This window comes from Bacillus sp. SH7-1 (genome assembly GCF_008042405.1).
In the GTDB taxonomy this organism is placed as follows: domain Bacteria; phylum Bacillota; class Bacilli; order Bacillales; family Bacillaceae_G; genus Bacillus_A; species Bacillus_A thuringiensis_N.
Window position 1 is genome coordinate 17,107 of the sequence record NZ_QNUD01000029.1, and the last position, 21,385, is coordinate 38,491.

Here is a 21,385-nt window from a genome sequence, read left to right on the forward strand (position 1 = left end):
TTTGAATAAAACTCAATATTCCGTCAATACTGTAGACAACCCATTAAGTTACTTTCTCCTTGTTCCCCCTTGGAGAACCGAGCAGTTAGCTTTTGCTAACTGCTCGGTTATTTATAACAATGATAAAATTATTTAAAATGATTCTTCTTTATTTCTCAATATAAGGAGCCTTGGATTTTTATTAACACTCCTGTAGTATATAAACAAAGAGTAAGGTAAGAGTTACTCTTTGCCATTTTAGAAGAGGTTCTGTTGGAGACAACAGGACCTTTTTTCATATAGAGATAGTTTTGTTTAATTTTTCACCATTACCCACAAAAATATCTTATAATCGTTATATAATAAATTAGACTAAATGATTAGGAGTAGATCAAATGCCAGTTACACTAGAACTTATTCTTTTCATTCTTATAGCAATTAGTGCTGTTGGCTATTTAATAAAAGAATTTCAAAAAACTAGGAAAAGAACACTTGGAATTTCACTAGAATTCTTGGTTCTTTTCTGGTCAATATGGAGAATATCGACTATCATAATCTGATTTGTAAAATATAATCTCCCTTGAATAAAACTCAAAATTCCGTCAATAATATAGATGACATTAGATTTTTTTCCTTGTTCCCCCTTGGAGATGGGCAGTTAGCTTTTGCTGGCTGCTCTTTTGTATTTCTCTTATCCACTCTTTAATGGGAATCATCTATTCCTGTTTATTCAATTTCATCACCCTTTACCACAAAAGGATGATTTTATTGAGTCTTAATATGAAATATTGCATATTCTGTACCTTCAATCTTTATACATGAAATAATTTGTTTATAAAAATACAAAATATTAGTAAGGATGATTCACATGAAAAAGTTCCGTAAGAAGATGATTACATCTTTACAAACATTCTGGGGATGCTTAGCATTCGGTATGTTAATGTTTGCTATCTTCTTAATTATGGATTTAACAGATACACCTTTTAATACATTAGGCTGGAGAGACTGGATAGGTTCTGCAGTAGGTGCAGCCATTTTATCTATTGGGATGTTTACTTTAAGTAAATTGGATTTAAAATAAATATTCCGTCAATACTGTTGATAGGCCGTATGCCAAAACTCATTTATAATAGGTTTCTCTGTATCTCCTTGTATTGAGCAGTTAGCTTTTGCTAACCGCTCTTTGTTTGTAAAAATGCACTCAATTGACAGGAAATACATATAATATTCTGTGTTCCTTTCTTTATAAAATAAAGGGGTATTCACAAAATGGATCTCGTCACGAGAGCACTTTATTAAGTGCTCTTTTTTGATTTTAAACTAAAACAAAATGAAATTTTCATTATAAATAATGAACTTTCAACGCTACTCGATTGTAGATATACATACAATACTGTTTATCTATAAAGGGGCGTTTTTATATGAATCCATATCAAAGCATATCTTTAATAATGATTAGTTTAGTACCACTCCTTTTCTTAACTGTAACCCTAGTAACTGGTCAATGGGGGGCTTCTTTTGGAGCCTACTGCCTAGTTTTATAAGTGGGATAATAGCTTTAACCTCTTTAAAAAGAACACGACAGTAGACAAAAACTTACCAAATAGCGTTTTTGTTCAGTTTTAATTGATATTATTTCGTGCCTTCAAATCGGACGCTTAGTACTCTATTTTATAATCTAAAACATTGTTTATGGTTTAACACCACATATCTATAAACCTAACAGAAAAGGTTGCCTCAAAACGTTAAAAGTGAACTTAGGTACTAAAAAACACAAAATTTCCATTTAGGGGGTACTTTAAAATCTTAGGTTGATATGGCGATGGGATGTTTACAGCATCCGAAAAAATTTTATTTTACAGATGAATAAACATCCTATGATTGTTAATCAGTCATCATTAACTCCTCAATTACTTTAATATTATTAAGGGTCTCCTCATCAGTTGGTAAGAAACGAAGAACCATCTTATTATGATGATAAGTCTGTTTATAGTCTTTTAGCTGAAAGTAGCAAAACGCTAATTGTTTATGCGGTAACCAAGTTTTAAAGGGGTGTTGTTCAATGAAATGAGCAGAATTTGCTGAAGGTGCTTCTATAGCTTGATTATACCAATAGGCAGCTTGAGAAAACTGATCATTTTTAAGAAAGAATTCACCTAACCGACAGCTAAATTCCGGTTGAGGAATATCATATTCTAAAGACTGAAATGTGATTTCTATTTCTTTTTTTAAATTTCCGATTAGATGATAACAACTAGCTAATTTATGCATAACAAAAAGCCTGTGTTCTAATTGGATATCTTCGTAGTCTAAGAACTTGTTATAAAATTCAATGGCTTGTTTATATTTTTTATGTTTATGTAATTCTCGGGCATAATGAAATATATCGTGAACTGTCATCTTATCTTTATTTTTTTTCAAAAATTGTTCATATAGTTTGAGATTTCGATCTGATTCATTATCGGCATAATTTTTTTTATGGGTGACTATGATGTCACTTTCGAGAGAATTATACTGTTCATGAATGCTTAGATCTTCATGAACAACGCCGTGCCATTGAAAATTTTTACTTCTTTTAACTAATCTATTGCGGCGAATGCTAGTTAAAACATTATTAAATTTATCAATTTCTGCGTGATAAATCATGGAAACCGCATCAATTTTTTGAGTGAGTGATTGTTTTAAATCAAGTAGCTTTTTACGTTCTTCTGGTAAAAGTATATCATCAGCGTCTAACCATAAAATGTAGTCCATTGAAGCTTGATGGAAAGAATAATTTCGAGCTGCTGAGAAATCATCTATCCATTTAAAATCTAAAATTTGTTTTGTCCATTTACTAGCTATTTGTTTCGTTTGATCTGTTGATCCTGTATCTACAATAATAATCTCATCAGGGATGTCTTTAACTGATTCTAAACATCTATTAAGTGTTTCAACTTCATTTTTTACAATCATACATAAACTAATTGTAATCATCTAAGCACCTCTGTTATAGATATCTTTATTTTATTTGAATTTAGATTTTCCACCTAAAAACGTAGTACCTAAACGAATCTCAATAGGTGGGGCTGTAAGTAGTTCACGTTGTGGTTCCCGAATTGGTTTTATAGCTCGTAGTTCAACTATCATTTCAAGAACGATATTCCGGTACTTATTCGTATCATCTAATATCTCTTCCCCAGTTTTCGAGAATGGTCCGGCCACAACATACATGTAGCTTTTTCTCTCCCACAAAATCACCTCATTTTAGTTTATTTTTATTTATGTTGTTCTTAAAAAATGCTAAATGTAATTTTTCACATGAGATATTAGCTTAATTTCTGGTACAATCCATGACCATCAAGCTATTTTTTTGAATTATCCCCAAAACGAAAAATTATACTATTAAAAGTAAATATGGAATTAGAATGCGATCAATTATTGCAAGCATGCTATCTAGCTGTATAGCTAATGTTGTGAGTCATACCTGATTAAACGATTTCTATAACAACGAAAAAGACTCTCCTAGAGAATAGAGTCTTTTCTCATAATATTTACATAGTTTTCGGATGTGAAAGTAACATTAATCATCACTCTTAGTGTTTTATATTCGCTTTAAGGATTGACTCCTACTCCAAATGGACCATTCCCCACTGGAATAGTCGCAATCACGCCATTTGTTAGCCCATCAATCACAGAAACGTTGTCACTAATAAGATTTGTTACGTAGATAAGGTTAGTAGATGGATTAACTCCTACTCCAACTGGATTAATCCCCACTGAAATAGTCGTAATTATAGCATTAGTCGCTCCACTAATCACGGAAACGTTATTATTATAACCGTTTGCTATATAAATATGATTAGTAGATGGATTGACTCCTACTCCAACTGGAGCATTTCCCACCGGAATAGTCGCAATCACGCTATTTGTTAGCCCATCAATCACAGAAACGTTATCGCTCGCAGTATTTGTTATATATACTCGATTGATTAATGGATTAACTCCTACCCCTTGTGAAGAAATCCCCGCCGGAATAGTCGCAATCACGCTATTTGTTAGCCCATCAATCACGGAAACGTTTTCACTAATAAGATTTGTTACGTAGATAAGATTAGTAGATGGATTGACTCCTACTCCAACTGGAACGCCCCCCACCGAAATAGTCGCAATCACGCTATTTGTTAGTCCATCAATCACGGAAGCGTTGTCATTATTAGCATTTGTTACGTAAATTCGATTGGTAGATGGATTGATTCCTACTCCAACTGGAGAACTCCCCACCGAAATAGTTGCAAGCACAGCATTTGCCGCCCCACTAATCACGGAAACGTTGTTATTATTAGCATTTGATATATAAATTCGATTAGTAAATGGATTGACTCCTACTCCCTGTCTAGTACTCCCCACTGGAATAGTACTAATCACGGCATGAGTCGCCCCGCTAATCACAGAAACGTTGTCATTATTAACATTTGTTACGTAAATTCGATTGGTAGATATTGACCCCGTTGGTTCGGTTAGTCCCATCGATTCAGTTGGTCCCATTGGTCCCGTTAATCCTATAGGTCCGGTTGCCCCTGTCGATCCTGTCGGAAATGTAAAAAGAGGAATTGATGGAAGTTTCAAACCAATTAAATTCGGATCGAATGCCAATCCGTATAGAATCTCATGTGATTCAAACTCATTTTTCTCTGACATATGTCACCTCCGAAAATATTTATCATAACTTAATAAATGCAGTTAGGTGACAAAACGACATTAATAAGGACTTCATCTTTTATATGTTTAATCGACGCCCTAAAAAATACTTTTTACTATGAAAACATGATAACAACAAAAACATACTGTAATTTTATTGCATCATAAAAGAGATTTTTTATAGAAGTGGAAATTCTACCGTACAAATATACTTTTTACTATATAAATTGCTAAATTTATATACTAGTTACATTCTCCCGGTCCCGTACCACATTGACTCAGATATTCAGCAGCAAGCACTAAATTAAAAAGATCTGCGGTTTTTTGATCAAAAACTGGAATAAGTACAGTTTCTCCACCATCTTGCTGTATATTCATAGAAACTACTAGATATCGTCTGTCAAAAGGATTCAACCAAATTCCACCACCCGCCCCATGTCCATATGGATTTCCTAACATTTCAACCAGTCCATTCCCTATCCTTCCTAGTTCTCCTGTTACGCCTTACATAATCCTTGTATTATCGTAGTTATCTGGATAACCAAGTGAAAATGTACAATTTTATTGTTTTGGGGTGTTATAAAATTCTTAAGTTGATGGGGCATATCGTGAGACTCCTAAATGAATTTGCTATATAAATAGAGTCCTAAATTAATAGGACTCTATTACTCATGGTTAAACTTTATCACCAATCAACATCTTTCTCATTTAATAACCTCTACGCCTCCCATGTATGGACGTAATACTTCTGGGATTATAATTGAGCCGTCTTCTTGTTGGTAGTTCTCTAAAATAGCCGCTACTGTGCGACCTATAGCTAATCCAGAGCCATTTAGTGTGTGTACAAATTCTGGTTTTGCACCTTGTGTACGACGGAAACGAATGCTTGCACGACGCGCTTGGAAATCTTCACAGTTTGAGCAAGAAGAAATTTCACGATAAATCCCATAGCTAGGTAACCACACTTCAATGTCATATGTTTTCGCAGCCGGAAATGCTATATCAGCTGTACATAATACGATTACTCGATAAGGTAATTGTAACAATTGCAGTACTTTTTCAGCATTCGCTGTTAATTTTTCTAGCTCATCGTATGATTCTTCTGGCTTTGTATATTTAACCATTTCAACTTTGCTAAATTGGTGTTGACGAATAAGTCCTCTCGTATCACGTCCTGCACTACCGGCTTCAGAACGGAAACATGGCGTATGAGCAGTAAAATTAATAGGTAATTCCTCAACATTTAAAATTTCATCACGATAATAGTTCGCTAACGGTACTTCCGCCGTTGGAATTAAAGAGTAATCTGTGCCTTCTAATGTAAATACATCTTCCTTAAATTTCGGGAATTGCCCTGTTCCTAATAAACTATCGCTATTTACGATAAACGGCGGAACCACTTCCGTATACCCATGTTCTTCAACATGTAAATCCAGCATAAAGTTAGCTACTGCTCGCTCTAAACGTGCTCCCAAGCCATTGTAATATACGAAACGACTTCCTGTTACTTTTGCAGCTCGCTCAAAATCTAGTAATCCTAGTTTCTCAGCAACTTCCCAATGTGGTTTTGCTTCAAATGAAAATTCGTTTATTTCTCCCCACTTACGTATTTCAACATTATCATCTTCGGATGCTCCAATAGGCACTGTTTCATTAGGGATATTTGGTAATGCTAATAATATAGAATTCAATTCCTCTTCTACGTTACGTAACTCATCATCTAACGCTTTAATCTTGTCTCCTACTTCACGCATTTCGATTATAAGTTCATTAGCATCTTGCTTTTCACGTTTTAACTTCGCAATTAGCTCAGATACCTCGTTACGTTTACTTTTTAATTCTTCACCTGCTACTAACAGTTCACGGCGCTTTTGATCTAATTCTTCAAACTTATCTAATTCAAGAAACTCCCCTCCGCGATTATTCAAATTCTTCTTCACTTCTTCAAAATTTGTACGTAATACTTTTACATCTAACATGTCTTATCTCTCCTTTAATAAATGACTAGTACTATCTTCTTCGTTCACGTTAAACTTTTAAGGAAGGGAATTTTACTAAAAACACAAAAAACTCCCGTCCCTATAAAAGGGACGAGAGTTAACCCGCGTTGCCACCCTAGTTGAAAGCACAGAAAATATACGCCCTCCACTTAAATTATTAACGGCTTTTAGCCGGAAACGATTACTAACTTCACATTGAAGTGTTCTACATTTCGCTCAAGGACGGATTCGCAAGTTCTTTCTATCGGTTTACACCAACCACCGACTCTCTAAAAGAAAAGATACCTGTTACTATTTCCTTTCATCGCTTTCAAACGATATACAGTTAAATTATCATAACTTTACAACATTTCTATTTATTTATCAAGGAATTATTGTAGTTTTAAAATAAAGTATAGTCAGAAATACTTTACAAACTTATGTTTTAGGATAAATAATATGAATATATTTTGAAACAGATGGATGAAAATTCTGGGTATTTTTGACAGAAAACGGCTTGTTTTTTTGTTTTAGGGTATCTGCTTTTCTTAGCTTGATTGTGATGGGGTAGCACCACATGCTCATCAACCTAATAGAAAAGGTTGCACCAAAACAAAAAAATGAGCTAATTTCTTAAAATGACTAACTGTAGAGGAAGAAAGTTCTCATTTAGGGGGTACCTCAAAACCTTAGCTTGATGGGCATGTGACACTACCTCATAAAACATATAGAGCGATAGAACGATTTATTTTTTTGTGTACATGTGTACAATTACACATGTACACAAAAAGATCCCTTCATACAAAGGGATAGAGCGGTACAAATTTATTTCAAAGGTATAACAATTTACTTGATACAAACTGCATCTACTTATATAAGAAAACTTATAGAACACCATAAAAAAAGGGCTGTAAGCCCCTCCCCTTACACTCCCTCATTAATCACCATTAAAGGATAAAGCGTTCATCAAATACCATATACCCATATAAAATTATACTCTAACTCCACATTATTTATAACTAAAAGGATTCGGAAATCAACTCCTTTTTTACCTATTCCTTTTCTTCATCATATTTCAAATTTACCCACCTATCTTTTAACTTTAGCCCATTTATAGTTAAATTCTCCACCAAAATCGTTGGTCACAATACCTTTGACAAAAGAACGTTGTAAATATGATCTTCCTTGTTGGTAGATCGGCGCTACTGCTCCATCTTCTAATAATATTTTCTCTGCTTGTTTCATTGCTTCCCAACGTGCCTTTTCTTCATCAGCTAAATCGGTTTTTACCTTATAAATTAGTTCATCATATTGCTTATTTGAATACTTATCAAAGTTATATGTACTATCTGTCGTAAATAAGTCTAAGAAAGTAATAGGATCAGGAATATCAGGACCCCATACATCAATACCTATGTCATAATCACTACTTAATAACAATTCAATTTGTTGTTTGCGTGGCTGCAGTTTAACATTCACGGTTAATCCGTTCAGATTCTTTTCAAGTTCACCCTTAAAATACTCTGCATTTCTCTTCGCTAACGCATTGTCACTAGTTAGCAATTCCAATACTACTTCCTCTTTACCTAGCTCTTGTTTGGCTGTCTTCCAGCTTTCCTTCGCTGCATTCACATCATATTTTGCTAAATTTCCATTTTCTTTCCGGAAGTCTTTTTCATCCGTTCCTCTCGCAAAGTTGAACGGTACAATCCCTTCCGCTGGAAGTGAACCATTGTTTAAGAGATTTTCCACAAAATCTTTCTTATCAAACGCCTTACTGATTGCCAATCTTACATTTTTATTTTTCAATATTTCGTTTTTCTGATTCAAACGCAAGAACTGTACAGTAACTTCAGGACGTTCCTTGAAGTCAGGATTATTTCTATATTTATCAACAAATTCACCTGTTAATCCTACACGATCAACTTGACCCGCTTCATATAAATTCACTTCTGTCGACTTATCTTTTACAATATCGAAGTTTATTTCATCTAATTTAACTGTTTTAGAATCCCAGTAACTCGCATTCTTTTTAAGTTGAAAACCTTGCTCATGCTTCCAATTATATAACGTAAATGCTCCGTTATATATTAATTGATCCGATTCTAAGCCATATTGATTCCCTTTTGATTCAAAGTACTTTTGGCTTATCGGTAAAAACGTCGGAAACGTTGTCAATTGAATGAAATAAGGAACAGGTTGTTCTAATTGCACTTCTAATGTTTTATAATCTATTACTTTTACCCCCAACTGATCTACAGGCAACTCTTTACTGTTTATTTTCTTCGCATTCTTTATATCAAAGAACAAAAACGCATATTCTGCCGCTGTATTAGGATTCACAGCTCTTTTCCAAGCAAAGGCGAAGTCTTCAGCTGTAACAGGCATTCCGTTTGACCATTTTGATTCTCTCAAGTGAAATGTGTACGTTTTCTTATCCTCACTCACATCATAAGATTTCGCCACACCAGGTACTACTTTATTGTCTTCCCCAAGCGTATATAGACCTTCAAACACATTACGCATTACATTCATTGATTCGTTATCAGTCGCTTTTGTTACATCCATTGTTGGAATCTCCGCTATATACGGCAAATTAATGGATTGTTTTCTTTCATTCTTGTTAGTTGCCTTCGCTGTATTACCAGTCTCTTTTTCCCCACTGCTACAAGCTGTTAGTAAAAGACTAGATCCTATAATAGAAGCCACAACCGGTGTAACTTTTTTAAACATCTTACTTTCTTCCTCCCTAAATGTAAGGCTCATTTAATATAATTATATTATCTGTATATTTTATTTTAAAGAAAATAAGAAGAGAGTTTTCCTTTTTCTAAAGGTATTCCAACATCTTTTCTCATTATGTATGTTGCATCTAAGTAATAAACCTCTTATTACTTTACCATTAAAAACGTAGCACTCTAGAGATTATTGTGTCAATCACCAAAATTCATTTTTAATACGGTATGTGAAATTTAAAAATATTTTATAAGATTATATGACAATTCAACTGAATCAAGGATATGCCAGTCATCCCTCAATAACGTATAACATTATGAGTTATTACACAAAATTTATATGCTGTAATAACATTTAAGGAGGAATTTGAAAATGCAAGTCTCACTTCATGATCGACACCCAAGAACTCGAATACCTAGTGGCAATTATATTAATGCACAAATGTGGTATTCAAAAAATGCAGATACCGGGGGTACTGGACACACAAGAATAACTCAATATATGAGAGAAGCCGAATCTATATTTTTATCTTGTGATAGAAGTTTTTCGATTAGAAATGTTTGGGCATATCCGAGTGGAGAAGATTCTTATGCAACACTTGACACTCGCCTAATAGCAGAAAATATAGATGTTAACGATTTATCTCAAGATGTGTTCAATGTTTTTGATACAATAAAAAGGAATTTTGCTGAAATAAATGTTTTAGTTTGTTTTGTAGAGGGTAGATTTTTCATAAAAAACGGAAATCCTTCTAATGTCGTTGCTCGCGCGGAACCCCTTGGTGATGACAATTACATTGTTTTGATAAGTGAAAAAGCTGAGCCTTTACTCTTGGCACATGAGTTAGGACATGTACTAAATTTTAGTAATCAAAGCGGTCGAGCCGATGACCCCGATCCGTTTCCTAATGATCCCGATCATAACGCAAATCGTGATAATTTAATGTTTCCGACACCAACTGGTACGAATATAACCCCTCAGCAATGTAATCAATTTTTCAACAGCAAAATTATACTATAATATTCGATGCTTTATAGAGAAATGAGTACATTTATTATTGAATGTACTCATCCCCAAAACTTCCACCAGAATTTCCTTTTTGCTGCCGCTATTTCTTCCTGTGCTGATACAATAGTACGTTTAGCATCTTGAATCTCTCTGACCATCTTCATAAGGTTATCATCCCTTAGCTCCAACCTCTTTTCTATCCTTTCCTCACGTTCCTTGCGATCTTTCATATCTTCCATTATTAATTTATTTCTCTCTTTAATATCCTCTTCGATTAATTTGTTTTTTTGATCTATACGATCCCCCAGTCTCTTTTCCATTTCTAATAGATTTGCTTGCTGCACCTTATTAATTTCTTCTATCATAGCGCTATATTGTTGTTGGAATTGATACTGCATTTGATAAGGAACTGCATCTGTACCCTGGGACTCCTCTTTCTTATTAGCGATTCCAAACTGCTTTGCAATCATTTTCGCAGCTTTTTCTAAAGTCATACCATCTTGCTTACTCAACTCTACTAACTGTTCAATAAGCAAAACATCAAACTCTGTATATTCCCTTCTCCCTCGACTATTCTTTCTTACATCATACCCTTCACGTTCAAGAACATCCGAATACTTTCTAAGTGTACTGCCACTTACTCCTAAACGACTATAGACTTCATTGCTGGTATATACTATCTCTGCTTCTGACATAGCGCTACGCCACCTCCTATAAGGAAAATTCCATATCAAAGGGCTAATACCTCTTGAAATCCATCGACGAAGCTCGCACGGTCTTTGTAATGTTTTGTCAAAATTATGCACAGCCACATAGCGCTATAATTAAGTAAAACCTTTTAAAACGAATCAGTTATCTCCATGATGGGGTTCAACCGAGATACGTATAAAACTAGGTTAAATTAATCCATTATTCACCAAAATAATTTGAATGTATACTTTTTCATCTGTTTTTAGAATATCAGTAAAAAACAGATGAAAGTTAATATTTAAAGGGAAATGAAAGTAAACTTTGAATCGTTTATAGCTAATTTTGTAATAAATTTCTCAATATATATACTTAGAAACTAAAGTTTCAATATTCAAAATTAACAAAAAATGAAGTATTATAAAAATATGATGGTTATTCCTTTTGTTTACTCCTTGTGCTAAAGATAAGATTGTGTTCCCGATCTTATCTTTTTTCTTTGTAGATTTTTGATACAAAAAAGGAATCCTTATAATAAGGATTCTGTAACAGGAAACAACAAAATATAAATAATAAAAAGTATTACTTATATTATAGTTTATATGATGAACCCAAATAAGAGAAAATCAAATATGAAAAGTGGGAGAGAAAATATTATGAAGATTCTCAGCTAGGTGTATGTATTACGTGGAGCAATTATTTGTGACGATTCAAGAATAGAAATCCAGTTGCGACTTAAACATTCAGTTAATGGGAATAAAGGGTGAAAATCTCCAAATTGGAGATTTAAACTGGGTTGTCATTATTCGGGAGAAAATAATTCGGTTTGCCACACCTGAATTTTCAGAATTACGCATTAAATAAATCCTTAATTTTTTTTTCTTTTAATTGTTTTACTAAATTAAAAAGATTAGAATTTTTAATCTCAACTGTTCCATCTGACTCTAAATTTATGTCTGTTGGTAATATATCTACTCCAAAAATCTTAAGTACTTGATCCATCCCACGGCTTAAGTTACTTTGGGAACCGAAAATTGGAAGGGATAGATTTGGTACGTCGAACTGTGGCTCCTGTTGATTAAAAGAGCGTTCTTTTACTGCTGGAATCACTTTTTCTTTCAATTGCTCGTATGTAATGCCCGGTTCCATGTATTTTAACAACTCAGCAGTAAAATATCCATTGGTCATATCGTCTTTTGCTTGTTGCTCGGCCTTACAGGCTGTTAGTAAATAATAATTCCCCACCGAAAGAGGATGCTCCTTTGGCAGTGATCTGGAGGTTGTAAGACCCGATATGAGTTGTTTAATTTCAGAAACGCTAACGGAAGGAGGGACCGATCTAGTAGCTCCTGTAATGTCTCTTGTTATTGTTCCGGAATGACAACTATCAAAAATAAACGTAAAACTAACGTTTTGTTGCAATTTGACTAAGCGTTCCTGTATCTCATCATCTCGAATTACATTTTCATAAAGAACCTTCTTATCATTAATCCCATCATAGGGTACAATCACCTCATCTAATATATCTTCTTCATCAATAGGTGGCTCATCAGCTACTTGTGTACCATGACCGTGGAAAGCAAGCACCCCAATATCTCCCGATTTTAATTCACTAATTAAATAATCTAAACTGTTTAGTATGTTTTGGCGAGTTGCAGCCTCTTCTAATAATATTTGTATATCCGAAATAGAAAATTGGAATTTTTCTACCAACAACTTTGTAATGCCCTTTACATCATTAATACATCCTTTTAAAGGTGCAATTGAATTTTGATAATTGATGCCTATAAGTAATGCTAATTTTTTCAAAATTAAATCTCCTTTCCAACTTTAGTATCACCATTATTATTTAGGAATGGATTGAATAGAAACTGGGGACTGGCTTTCCTACTAATTAATCCTTTTAAGCAAAAATTATAGGAATGTTAGCGACAATCCAATCCCCTAGTAGTTTAGAGATAATCTAAGATTACCTCTAAATAAAGATTTTTTTTGGAATTCTCACACTAAAATTGCTATTTTGTCTATTGAAAAGAAATTTACAAATAACACCAAATCCCCTCTCAAGTTCTATTACTCTAATGTACCTGAGCATTTGTACACATTACCTGTAGGGCATCCTACATTTACATCCCTAGCAGACATCAACTCTGTAACTGTGTGTAGTTGTGCTGCTTTTACTAACTCCGCAAGAGCAGGATTATTTATTATAACTGATCCATCTGTGCCTAAAGTAATCTCCTCTGCTGACATATTAACTCCAAATATCTTACCTTTAGGTGTTTCGCTCATTTTACGCACCTCCCTTCAAATTCGGGTCACCTCTATTTAAGGTACTCTAAGGATTTTTAATCTAATATAATCAAATCCTGTAATAACCAAGGGAGCAAACCAATTTTTATAATTCAATCCGGTTCTATGCTTCCAGTGCTATTTTCCACAATGTTTAAACTACAATATGCCAAGCTACCATTCGCTCTTATTGCAATCGAATTAGGTTTAAATACAATTTTCATTAATTTCTACTGGAGGTGGAATATCCCGAGAAGAATCTCCCAATATTTCTTTAGCTATTTGTAGTTGTGCTGCTTTTACTAGCTCGACAAGAGCGGAGTTGTTTATTATAACCGATCCATCTGTACCCAGAGTAATGTCCTCCGCTGACATGTCTACACCAAAAATCTTGCCTTTAGGTGCTTCACTCATTTTATACACCTCCCTTCACATTAAGGTAACATGCGTTTAGGACATTCTAGAGTCTCAGAATCTAATGTAACCAAGCCTCGTAACCAAGGAGACAAACGATTTTTATTTATATTCAAGGTTCCATCTGGTTCAATGTTTCCAATACTATTTCGCTCATCATGTAAAGCTACGGTACATTTTGCTAAACTCCCATCTGACCTTATTGCAATTGAATTGGGTCTAGATGCATAACAAACATTATCTGTTTTAAAATCATTTACCTCTGTAGAATTTTGATAAAGCATAGATTTGAACTGTTCTATGAAAATTTGTTCCTCCTTATCATTAATTACATTTAATTTATGGTCGTTTGGACCACCATATTTCCCAACTGGTTTTAATAGGATCTGAAATCTCGGATCGCCTACGAAATGATCTCTAAGCTCTCCCATGAAATCACTCATATGTGGAAGGTTATCTTTTGTTAAATGGATTCGAAGAAGAATCTGGAAATTTTTATACTCTGAATTTTTAATAGACATCAAATTATTCCATATACGTTCGAATGTCCCTTTTCCATTAGCTTTAATTCGAGTAAGATCATGTATATTTTTTGGACCATCCAGTGAAATCTGATAATGAGTTACCCCTTCTTCTACCAGTTCCTTAAAAGTTGAAGGTGATAAAAGGTAACCGTTTGTGGTAATACCTGAAGAGTACGACAAATCATCATACTTCCTAGATAATTGATTTGCATAATTGCTAATTTCTAAAACAATATCCTTCGCTATTAACGGCTCGCCACCAAACCAATTAAGTGATAAGAAGTTTAATTTAGGTGCACGATTATCCATGAAATTTTTGATTGCTTGAACAATGTTTGGGGACATTCGTTTTAACTTAAAATCTTCATAGCAATAAACACATCTAAAGTTACATTGTTCAGTTGGAAACAATATAAGTTCCTGTATTTTATCGGAAACTAAATAAGAATATGTATTCATATCAATTTGATTAGACAAAAGTATCTCTCCTTTGAGAAAATCTATTTAAAAGCCCTAAAAGTAATTTTTTCCCAATAAGTCAATCTATATTCATTTAAAACTAGAAGAATTTATTTATTATTTCAATAGATTTCTAATTGGAAGAACAATATAATTCTTAACCTGATGGGTATGGGGTGGGGCCCATTGATATGTACTCAATGGACATAATTGGAATTAATAATATGAATATCCGTGTATATACTCAAGAACTATAAGTAAGAATATTAGGGGTACCGCAATGATTGGTTCTTTTTCGGGCCACTTGTAAAAAACTTTGAAATGTATGATAAAACATTGACTTTAAGGTAATTAGATATGAAGTCTCCAAGAACGTTTTCTTTAAATATGTTCCGTAAACTTATTTTCCACCAATATTTATAGGTGTTCTGTAAACTAATTTTGTTAGATTTATTTCGAAAAGTTAACGGAATTCCAGTTCAGTTAACTTAAAATGACGATTGGCACCTAAAATTAGTAACCGTTGTCGTGCCCCATATACAGATAAATATGGAGACGTTAATGAACTCCCTTCACCTAGGACAAACATGTGAAATAGCTGATGCTTATGTAGGAATGATTGATAAAGTACCAGCTCATGTAATTGTTGATCGATTAACAAAACAACAGCAACAAAAACGATTACAAAATCAAGCTGTAAGAGAAAAAAGAAAGGAATGAAGTATTCTCCTTGAAGTAAACGACTTAGTGGTATCAATGTATATATGACAAACACCTTCAGATTATATTGTTTCAACTAACTACAACTTTTTAATCAATTCTTCAGTTTTTAAAACTGTGGCAAACTCATCATCTAAAGTTGCTAGTGATACATTATGTATTTTTTCAGACACAAAACAGGCTGTGGAGAACAGTTTCTTCACAGCCTGAGAAAACACTTCTCTCGAGTTAGAGAAGTGTTTTTCTTTCATTACTGATTTGAGCTAGAAGATTGTGATTTTTTTGCAGCTGATTGTGCATTTTGTTTTTGCACAGAATGCACATCTGTTTCAGTTGCAAACTCTGTGCCATAACTAGCATTCGCACTTTGAGCACCAGAAGATTGCGCTTTCTTTGCTTCTGATTGTGCATTTGCTTGTTTTACTGCTTGTACATTCGTTTCAGTTGCAAACTCTGTACCATAGCTAGCATTTGTACTTTGAATGCTAGCACCAGAAGTTGCCTTGTTATACCCTTGTTGTTTTTTGTTCATCTTTCTCACCTCCACAATCAATAATGTAACCAACCCATTTAAAAGCTATTCTTAATTATATTTTTAAACTTCCACATATTATTTTAATCCTCATTCAAACTACATATTATAAAGATGAAAGTATGTATATAGGACGAGATATGACTGAACTAACTATGCTTTTAAGCAATGAATGGAAAGATGAAAAAATATTAATTACATATTATGAAGATGGTTATTTACTCTCAAGTTATATGACTGTTGTTGATATTGATCCGCTAAATAGTGCTGTTATATGTACCGATGCTTTTTATAATAAGATGACACTACAATTTTCTAACATAATAGACGTAAAATAGAATAGATTTAAGTAATCACGTTGAGATTGTTAAGGAGTGTATAAAATGCAAGGGAATCAGATAAGAAAGAATACAGCAAGAACAGTTATTCATAATGATGTAAATAACTATCCCTATTTAGGTATTCCTATGATTATCAATGAGGAAGATGAAAAGATATACGAAGTTTTAAGTACCGGTTTTCATACTAATGATGTAGTAGCAATGATAAAAACAGACGGTTTTGCAACAACCAGTGCAAATATCCCAATCGTAACAGTAAAAAACAATGATGGTAGTATTCAAGTATTCCGCTTGCCTTTAGAGCTGGAATATTGGGTACTTTCTTGTATGCGTGCTGATTCAACAGAAAAAAATCCTTTTCCATGTAAAGTTGCTTTTGGAATCATGGACACTAAATTTTATGTGGAATTTAAATAAATAAGAAGGGGCTACTCAATTTGAGCCCCCTACTTTCTTAAGTTATATAAACATCACCTCTCTATATCGTTGATAGGAACAAATGCATTATTCATTGCTTCCACTGTTAGAATCTATTCTCCCCCTTTGTTTATCTTCAGGTTTATAAATTTAGCGCACTCTAAGTGCAATATACGGCTTCATTCCCCAAGTAGTAGATACTGTATTTCCACAAGCCATATTTCTACCAGAATATCTTATTGCCCCGGCTTTAAAATCAAATGTATCAAATCGTTTAAAGGTCTCTAATGAACTTTTCCCTTGAATTGCTCGTCTAATAACATCTGCAGCTATTTCATTAGCTACTCTCCTCATCTCAGCCGTAAACTTGTGTTGTGCATCAGTTTGTATAGATGAAATAGTACGATTTACTAATTGATTTATCCAGTACAAAAAAGCAGCTGGATTAGCGCTAAATACAGATACGCCTGCAGCTACTACTCCCTGTAATACATCTTTTTCTGCAATGTCATCAGACCAAGCTGCAACCCAACCACCATTTTCGGTTTTGTATTCTAATTCAAACTTATTTGTCAGGTATCCAGTATGACCGTGACAAACAGGAGGTATCATAGAAGAAGGATGATGCACTGCATGATCTATCTCATGCCCTAAATGATCTAACCCACTGCTCACCCAACTCATTCGTTCCGATTCAGAATAATGAATATCATATATTGAGGTTCCATTGTATTCATTATTCCATCCTCCATAATCCCTATTACCATAACAATTATAATGATACTCTGGATAATATAATGAATACAATGGAGTTAATCTAGATAAATATTGTGGAGAGTAATTACTAAATTGACCACATTGAATTATATATAAACTATATGGATTAATTAACATCACAATTCCTCCTATAATCCTTTACTTGAAAGCAATATATGGTAAACAAGGTTGGTTAGGTACTTGTCTAAATTTAAATGGGTATAAATTGGAGGACTTACTAAAAAGAGAATTTGATAATAATGGAAAAAATTTCGAATATGAGACAGTTTTCTATTCTTTCACGTCAAAAATAGAATGTCTCACCCAGTCGTAGCACAACCATTTCTCTAACTAATTTAATCTAAACAGGGGATGAGCAAGTTTCTCTTTTGGATAATGTAACACAGCAAGAACAAGAAATGTATTTAGCGTAAGTAATGGAAAGAATACGCACAAAGTTTTGGAAAACCAGCATTTATCGAAGGAGTTTCTACGCGCATAGCGCCACAGCTAAATACAAAAACACACTAATCGGGGACATAAATCATGACAAACGCTAATATGCCAAAAGGAAGAAGAATGTTCAAATGGACTCCATTCGTTATTAAGACCTAAATCAAAAAAACACTTAAAATACCAATCTCCTAACATGTTATATATAACTAATATGTTAGGAGATTTCATTTTGGGTAATTGAGTCACATTTAATTAGTTATGTTAAAAGGCAAATAGTTTAACTTCCCCTAAAAAATGTATTAATCGCTAGGCATCGGTGTTGGAGTTGCATTTATACCTTATTTCTTATATTGTTTGTCGATGTATTCACGAATTTCTAAAGTAGAGGCTCCGTTTTGTTTCATTAAAATGGCTTGGAAAGCAATATCTACACAAGCAGCTTGACCCATTGCATATGATTCCCATATAACCTCACCGTTCTCTTTAATTTCACTGATAAAACACTCTTTATTGTTTTTATGGTCGGAGTTTTCGTCACAGCCACAGTAACAAGGAATCCATTTTAAGAGTTTAATAGGAACATAGTAAGAAGCTTTTTAGTTATCGAATTCGTTTAATATCACGAATGATTTCCTCATATGGTGTGTTTTGAAGACCTGAATATTTCTTTACAACTTTTCCATCTTTGTCCACGAGATAGAAACTCGTACCATGTATAACTTGTGAGTTATTTTCTGGTTTGGTTACAAGGGTTTTGAAGTTCTTTTTTGCAAACTTTTCAATGTCTGGTCGTGTATATCCTGTTAGGAAATGAGTTCTTTTTGTATCCATTCCATAGACCTTCATAAATTCTGTTATTTTTTCAGGTGTGTCTACTTCTGGATCCACACTAAATGATACAAACTCTACATCTTTAATTCCTTCTGCATGCAACATTTTTTGAAGTTTTGCCATATTGGCTGTCATAGGTGGGCAAACAGTTTGACAGCTTGTAAAGATAAAATCAGCTACCCAAACTTTTTCTTTTAACTCAGATGAACCAAACTTTTTCCCATTCTGATCTGTAAATGCAAATTTTTCTACATCCCAATTTAGTGAATCTCTTAGTTTATCATCACTACATGCTCCTAAAATCGAAACTATGGAAATAAGCATAAGTAATCCAATTACACGCATTTTTTTCATATGTTGGATACCCTTTCGAAATGTATTTAAGATACGGAACTACTAGGTAGCCCCGAATCTTATTATTTGTTTCGTAATAAGCGCATACTGTTAAGTATTACAATAAGCGCAGCCCCTGTATCACTTAGTACAGCCATCCAAAGAGTAAGCCATCCTGGGAAGATAAAGGCAAGGGCAATAAATTTAATAATCAATGAGAACCATATATTTTGTTTAATGATGTGCAATGCTTTTCGACTTAGTTTCATGGTATAAGGAAGTTTTTCAAGATTGTCTGCCATCAAGACAATATCTGCCGTTTCCATTGCTGTATCAGTTCCTGCACCGCCCATGGCAATACCAAGTTTTGTAGCGTTGCTCCTTCTAGCCATTGGCCAATTAATGCAGCACCAATAGCAGCCGAAATCATAAGCACATTCATATCAGGTGATTTACTTCTAACTGCATAAAAGGCACTTTTGGCAGGCTTATAACCACCAATCCCAATGCTCATCGCATAAAGAAGTGTAATAAGAAGAGGTGGTACGTTTGTAAAACTTCCTCCAAATCCTAAAGCTAAAAATAGCCCTGAGAGAATCAAAGTTGTATTTTTTGATTTTGAAACAGATGTCGCTCCTCTACGAGTTCCTGCTAAGGAGGCTTCAAAGCCTGCATTAGATACTTCTTTAATAATGTCATCTGCATTTCGACTATGACGAATTTGCATTTTTCCTGTAGCGAAATTAACTCGAACTTCCTCTACGCCAGAAACATTTTGTAGATGTTTTTCAATAGTTAAAGCACAAGCACCGCAGTCCATGCCATCGACCACATATGTTTGTACCCCATCTCCTGGTATTTTCAGATTATTAAGAATAGTTAAAGAGTCTTCGCATGGGCTATCACTACAGCAAGAAGATTTTGATGTCACTTTTTCGCTTTGTAGGGCTAATTCAGATGAACAACAGGATGAAGTTTCCTTTGCTAACTCTTCTTTTGAAGGTGTTAAGTACGAATCTTGACAGAAATTTACTTGTTTTGTCTTCTCTTTCTTATCTGTCATGACAATTTTCTTGTTTTTGAGATAAACAAGCATCATTTTTATCACATGATGCTACTTCATTTTGTACCTCATGAAAAACAACATCAAACATAGTGAGAAGCTGTTCAACTTGCTTATTACGTATGGAATAATGGACGTATTTTCCTTCTCGTCTACCTAGAATGATTCCGCATCCTTTTAAACAGTTTAGATGCTGGGATATGTTTGACTGGTTTCCTTGGGTGATTTCTACAATTTCGGATACTGTTTTTTCACCATCCATCATACATTGAAGAATTTGTAGTCTTGTTTTATCAGAAAAGCCACGAATAAACTTAACTTTTACATCCAAATCATTTGAGTTGCACAAATGTATCCTCTCCATTCGTATTAGTTCTCACTAATATGTTATTTTTTATTCATATTAGCATTGACTAATATATGCGTCAATTTTTATAAAAGACTGATAAAAATCATTGTTTTTTTATTGATATTAAATATTTATCTAACCACTAAGTTAAACTGTTGTATTTAGAAAATTATTATATATATTTATAAAACGTACATTAGATGCAAGGTAGAAAATCATCTGTTCTTCATTGCGGATGAAGAATTTAAAATATCTTTATGTTAAATTACGATACAAGAATTTAATTGAAAGCTTTAAAGGAAATAATAATACTTTTTTCAAAAGGAAGTTCTTTATATTGGAGTAAAAGGAGGGGAGTGTAAAACGAGATATACGTTAGACTTGGAATTGGAGATTATAAAGTTCTGAGAAATAACAAAGAAAAAAGAGCGCTACAAACTATTTCTAAAATAGAAGAAATAGCTGTTCAATTACATAATGAAAATCAGTATCCATCTACTAATAAAAATGAAGCTCGATACTTTTATTTAATTCAAACTCTTCTCCATGCATTACTGTACTTATAATTTTCACTTTTTAAAACATGTAATTTAATGTAAATAAAGTGTACAACGCGAAAAAACCTCCCCCTCAAAAATTAAATACTAATCAGTTCGATTCACCAAAAACAACCAATTATTGATCAAGTATTATATAAAATGTTTTCCACTTTATTTTTAAGTGTGAGATAAAAAATTGGATAAAATAAAAATTTCCTTCTTCTAATTCAAAAGTAAACTTTTGAATAGAAATTCACTTTCCATTTCATCAATAAGAAAAACCACAGCAA

General features: G+C 33.6%; 20 protein-coding genes, 4 pseudogenes and 1 other annotated feature. Of the genes and pseudogenes, 6 read left to right on the forward strand and 18 right to left on the reverse strand.

Annotation, left to right across the window (positions count from 1 at the left end; genetic code table 11):
- Window positions 1–847: 847 nt before the first annotated feature.
- Window positions 848–1,060: a hypothetical protein gene (locus DN390_RS21590; protein ID WP_071737000.1), complete on the forward strand. Its 213-nt coding sequence runs from the start codon at window positions 848–850 to the stop codon at window positions 1,058–1,060.
- Window positions 1,061–1,863: 803 nt separating this feature from the next.
- Here the strand turns inward: DN390_RS21590 and DN390_RS21595 are convergent.
- The 6 genes from DN390_RS21595 to DN390_RS21620 all read right to left on the reverse strand — a co-directional run bounded on the left by DN390_RS21595 (window position 1,864) and on the right by DN390_RS21620 (window position 9,371).
- Window positions 1,864–2,955 carry a tetratricopeptide repeat-containing glycosyltransferase family 2 protein gene (locus DN390_RS21595; protein WP_147808393.1) on the reverse strand — a complete coding sequence of 364 codons (1,092 nt, stop codon included), beginning with the start codon at window positions 2,953–2,955 and terminating at the stop codon, window positions 1,864–1,866.
- Between the two features lie 30 nt (window positions 2,956–2,985).
- Window positions 2,986–3,192, reverse strand: a complete 207-nt coding sequence (locus DN390_RS21600) for a hypothetical protein (protein ID WP_255444112.1) — start codon at window positions 3,190–3,192, stop codon at window positions 2,986–2,988.
- Between the two features lie 381 nt (window positions 3,193–3,573).
- Window positions 3,574–4,659, reverse strand: coding sequence for an exosporium leader peptide-containing protein (locus DN390_RS21605; RefSeq protein WP_147808394.1), 1,086 nt, complete (start codon window positions 4,657–4,659; stop codon window positions 3,574–3,576).
- Window positions 4,660–4,902: 243 nt separating this feature from the next.
- Window positions 4,903–5,118, reverse strand: coding sequence for a hypothetical protein (locus DN390_RS21610; RefSeq protein WP_147808395.1), 216 nt, complete (start codon window positions 5,116–5,118; stop codon window positions 4,903–4,905).
- A 245-nt stretch (window positions 5,119–5,363) separates the two neighbouring features.
- On the reverse strand, window positions 5,364–6,638 hold the full coding sequence (gene serS / locus DN390_RS21615; protein WP_147808396.1) for a serine--tRNA ligase: 1,275 nt from the start codon (window positions 6,636–6,638) through the stop codon (window positions 5,364–5,366).
- A 104-nt stretch (window positions 6,639–6,742) separates the two neighbouring features.
- Window positions 6,743–6,973, reverse strand: a binding site (T-box leader).
- A gap of 754 nt (window positions 6,974–7,727) precedes the next feature.
- Entirely contained in the window at window positions 7,728–9,371 is a 1,644-nt protein-coding gene (locus DN390_RS21620) for a peptide ABC transporter substrate-binding protein (RefSeq protein ID WP_147808397.1), read from the reverse strand.
- 375 nt (window positions 9,372–9,746) lie between these two features.
- On the opposite strand from DN390_RS21620, the gene DN390_RS21625 reads away from it, so the two are divergent.
- A complete protein-coding gene (locus DN390_RS21625) occupies window positions 9,747–10,394 on the forward strand; it encodes a hypothetical protein (RefSeq protein ID WP_147808398.1) in 648 nt (215 codons plus the stop codon).
- A gap of 47 nt (window positions 10,395–10,441) precedes the next feature.
- On the opposite strand, the gene DN390_RS21630 is transcribed toward DN390_RS21625, so the two are convergent.
- From DN390_RS21630 to DN390_RS21655, 5 genes are all read right to left on the reverse strand, one after another.
- Window positions 10,442–11,077 (reverse strand): DUF3967 domain-containing protein, encoded by a 636-nt coding sequence (locus DN390_RS21630; RefSeq protein ID WP_147808399.1) that lies wholly within the window; start codon window positions 11,075–11,077, stop codon window positions 10,442–10,444.
- An 841-nt stretch (window positions 11,078–11,918) separates the two neighbouring features.
- Entirely contained in the window at window positions 11,919–12,878 is a 960-nt protein-coding gene (locus DN390_RS21640) for a caspase family protein (RefSeq protein ID WP_179955769.1), read from the reverse strand.
- Window positions 12,879–13,142: 264 nt separating this feature from the next.
- Window positions 13,143–13,361, reverse strand: coding sequence for a hypothetical protein (locus tag DN390_RS21645; RefSeq protein ID WP_147808401.1), 219 nt, complete (start codon window positions 13,359–13,361; stop codon window positions 13,143–13,145).
- A gap of 207 nt (window positions 13,362–13,568) precedes the next feature.
- Window positions 13,569–13,775, reverse strand: coding sequence for a hypothetical protein (locus DN390_RS21650; RefSeq protein ID WP_147808402.1), 207 nt, complete (start codon window positions 13,773–13,775; stop codon window positions 13,569–13,571).
- A gap of 20 nt (window positions 13,776–13,795) precedes the next feature.
- The gene (locus DN390_RS21655; protein WP_255444114.1) at window positions 13,796–14,776 is read right to left on the reverse strand and encodes a radical SAM protein; all 981 of its coding nucleotides are present in this window, start codon (window positions 14,774–14,776) and stop codon (window positions 13,796–13,798) included.
- 516 nt (window positions 14,777–15,292) lie between these two features.
- Here DN390_RS21655 and DN390_RS21660 point away from each other — a divergent pair.
- Window positions 15,293–15,489, forward strand: a pseudogene (locus DN390_RS21660) (IS4 family transposase); the annotation flags it as partial.
- Between the two features lie 239 nt (window positions 15,490–15,728).
- Here DN390_RS21660 and DN390_RS21670 read toward each other — a convergent pair.
- Window positions 15,729–16,010 (reverse strand): gamma-type small acid-soluble spore protein, encoded by a 282-nt coding sequence (locus tag DN390_RS21670; protein ID WP_061401355.1) that lies wholly within the window; start codon window positions 16,008–16,010, stop codon window positions 15,729–15,731.
- 140 nt (window positions 16,011–16,150) lie between these two features.
- Here DN390_RS21670 and DN390_RS21675 point away from each other — a divergent pair, with 140 nt between their 5' ends.
- Together DN390_RS21675 and DN390_RS21680 are read left to right on the forward strand one after the other, a co-directional pair.
- Window positions 16,151–16,348: a YolD-like family protein gene (locus DN390_RS21675; RefSeq protein ID WP_147808403.1), complete on the forward strand. Its 198-nt coding sequence runs from the start codon at window positions 16,151–16,153 to the stop codon at window positions 16,346–16,348.
- 45 nt (window positions 16,349–16,393) lie between these two features.
- Window positions 16,394–16,768: a hypothetical protein gene (locus tag DN390_RS21680; RefSeq protein WP_147808404.1), complete on the forward strand. Its 375-nt coding sequence runs from the start codon at window positions 16,394–16,396 to the stop codon at window positions 16,766–16,768.
- A gap of 150 nt (window positions 16,769–16,918) precedes the next feature.
- Here DN390_RS21680 and DN390_RS21685 read toward each other — a convergent pair whose 3' ends face one another.
- Window positions 16,919–17,662: a hypothetical protein gene (locus DN390_RS21685; protein WP_147808405.1), complete on the reverse strand. Its 744-nt coding sequence runs from the start codon at window positions 17,660–17,662 to the stop codon at window positions 16,919–16,921.
- A gap of 185 nt (window positions 17,663–17,847) precedes the next feature.
- Here DN390_RS21685 and DN390_RS31275 point away from each other — a divergent pair.
- Window positions 17,848–18,084 (forward strand): annotated as a pseudogene (locus DN390_RS31275) (Y-family DNA polymerase); the annotation flags it as partial.
- A gap of 234 nt (window positions 18,085–18,318) precedes the next feature.
- Here DN390_RS31275 and DN390_RS21695 read toward each other — a convergent pair.
- The 5 genes and pseudogenes from DN390_RS21695 to DN390_RS21710 form a co-directional block, all read right to left on the reverse strand.
- Window positions 18,319–18,555 (reverse strand): annotated as a pseudogene (locus DN390_RS21695) (PCYCGC motif-containing (lipo)protein); the annotation flags it as partial.
- A 25-nt stretch (window positions 18,556–18,580) separates the two neighbouring features.
- Entirely contained in the window at window positions 18,581–19,165 is a 585-nt protein-coding gene (locus DN390_RS21700) for an SCO family protein (RefSeq protein WP_147808406.1), read from the reverse strand.
- Between the two features lie 62 nt (window positions 19,166–19,227).
- Window positions 19,228–19,470 (reverse strand): hypothetical protein, encoded by a 243-nt coding sequence (locus DN390_RS31690; protein ID WP_370513482.1) that lies wholly within the window; start codon window positions 19,468–19,470, stop codon window positions 19,228–19,230.
- Between the two features lie 44 nt (window positions 19,471–19,514).
- Window positions 19,515–20,207: pseudogene (locus DN390_RS31520) on the reverse strand (cation transporter); the annotation flags it as partial.
- Complete coding sequence (locus tag DN390_RS21710; protein WP_147808407.1) at window positions 20,197–20,556, reverse strand: ArsR/SmtB family transcription factor; 360 nt, start codon at window positions 20,554–20,556, stop codon at window positions 20,197–20,199. The pseudogene DN390_RS31520 and the gene DN390_RS21710, both read right to left, overlap by 11 nt.
- Window positions 20,557–21,385: the final 829 nt, after the last annotated feature.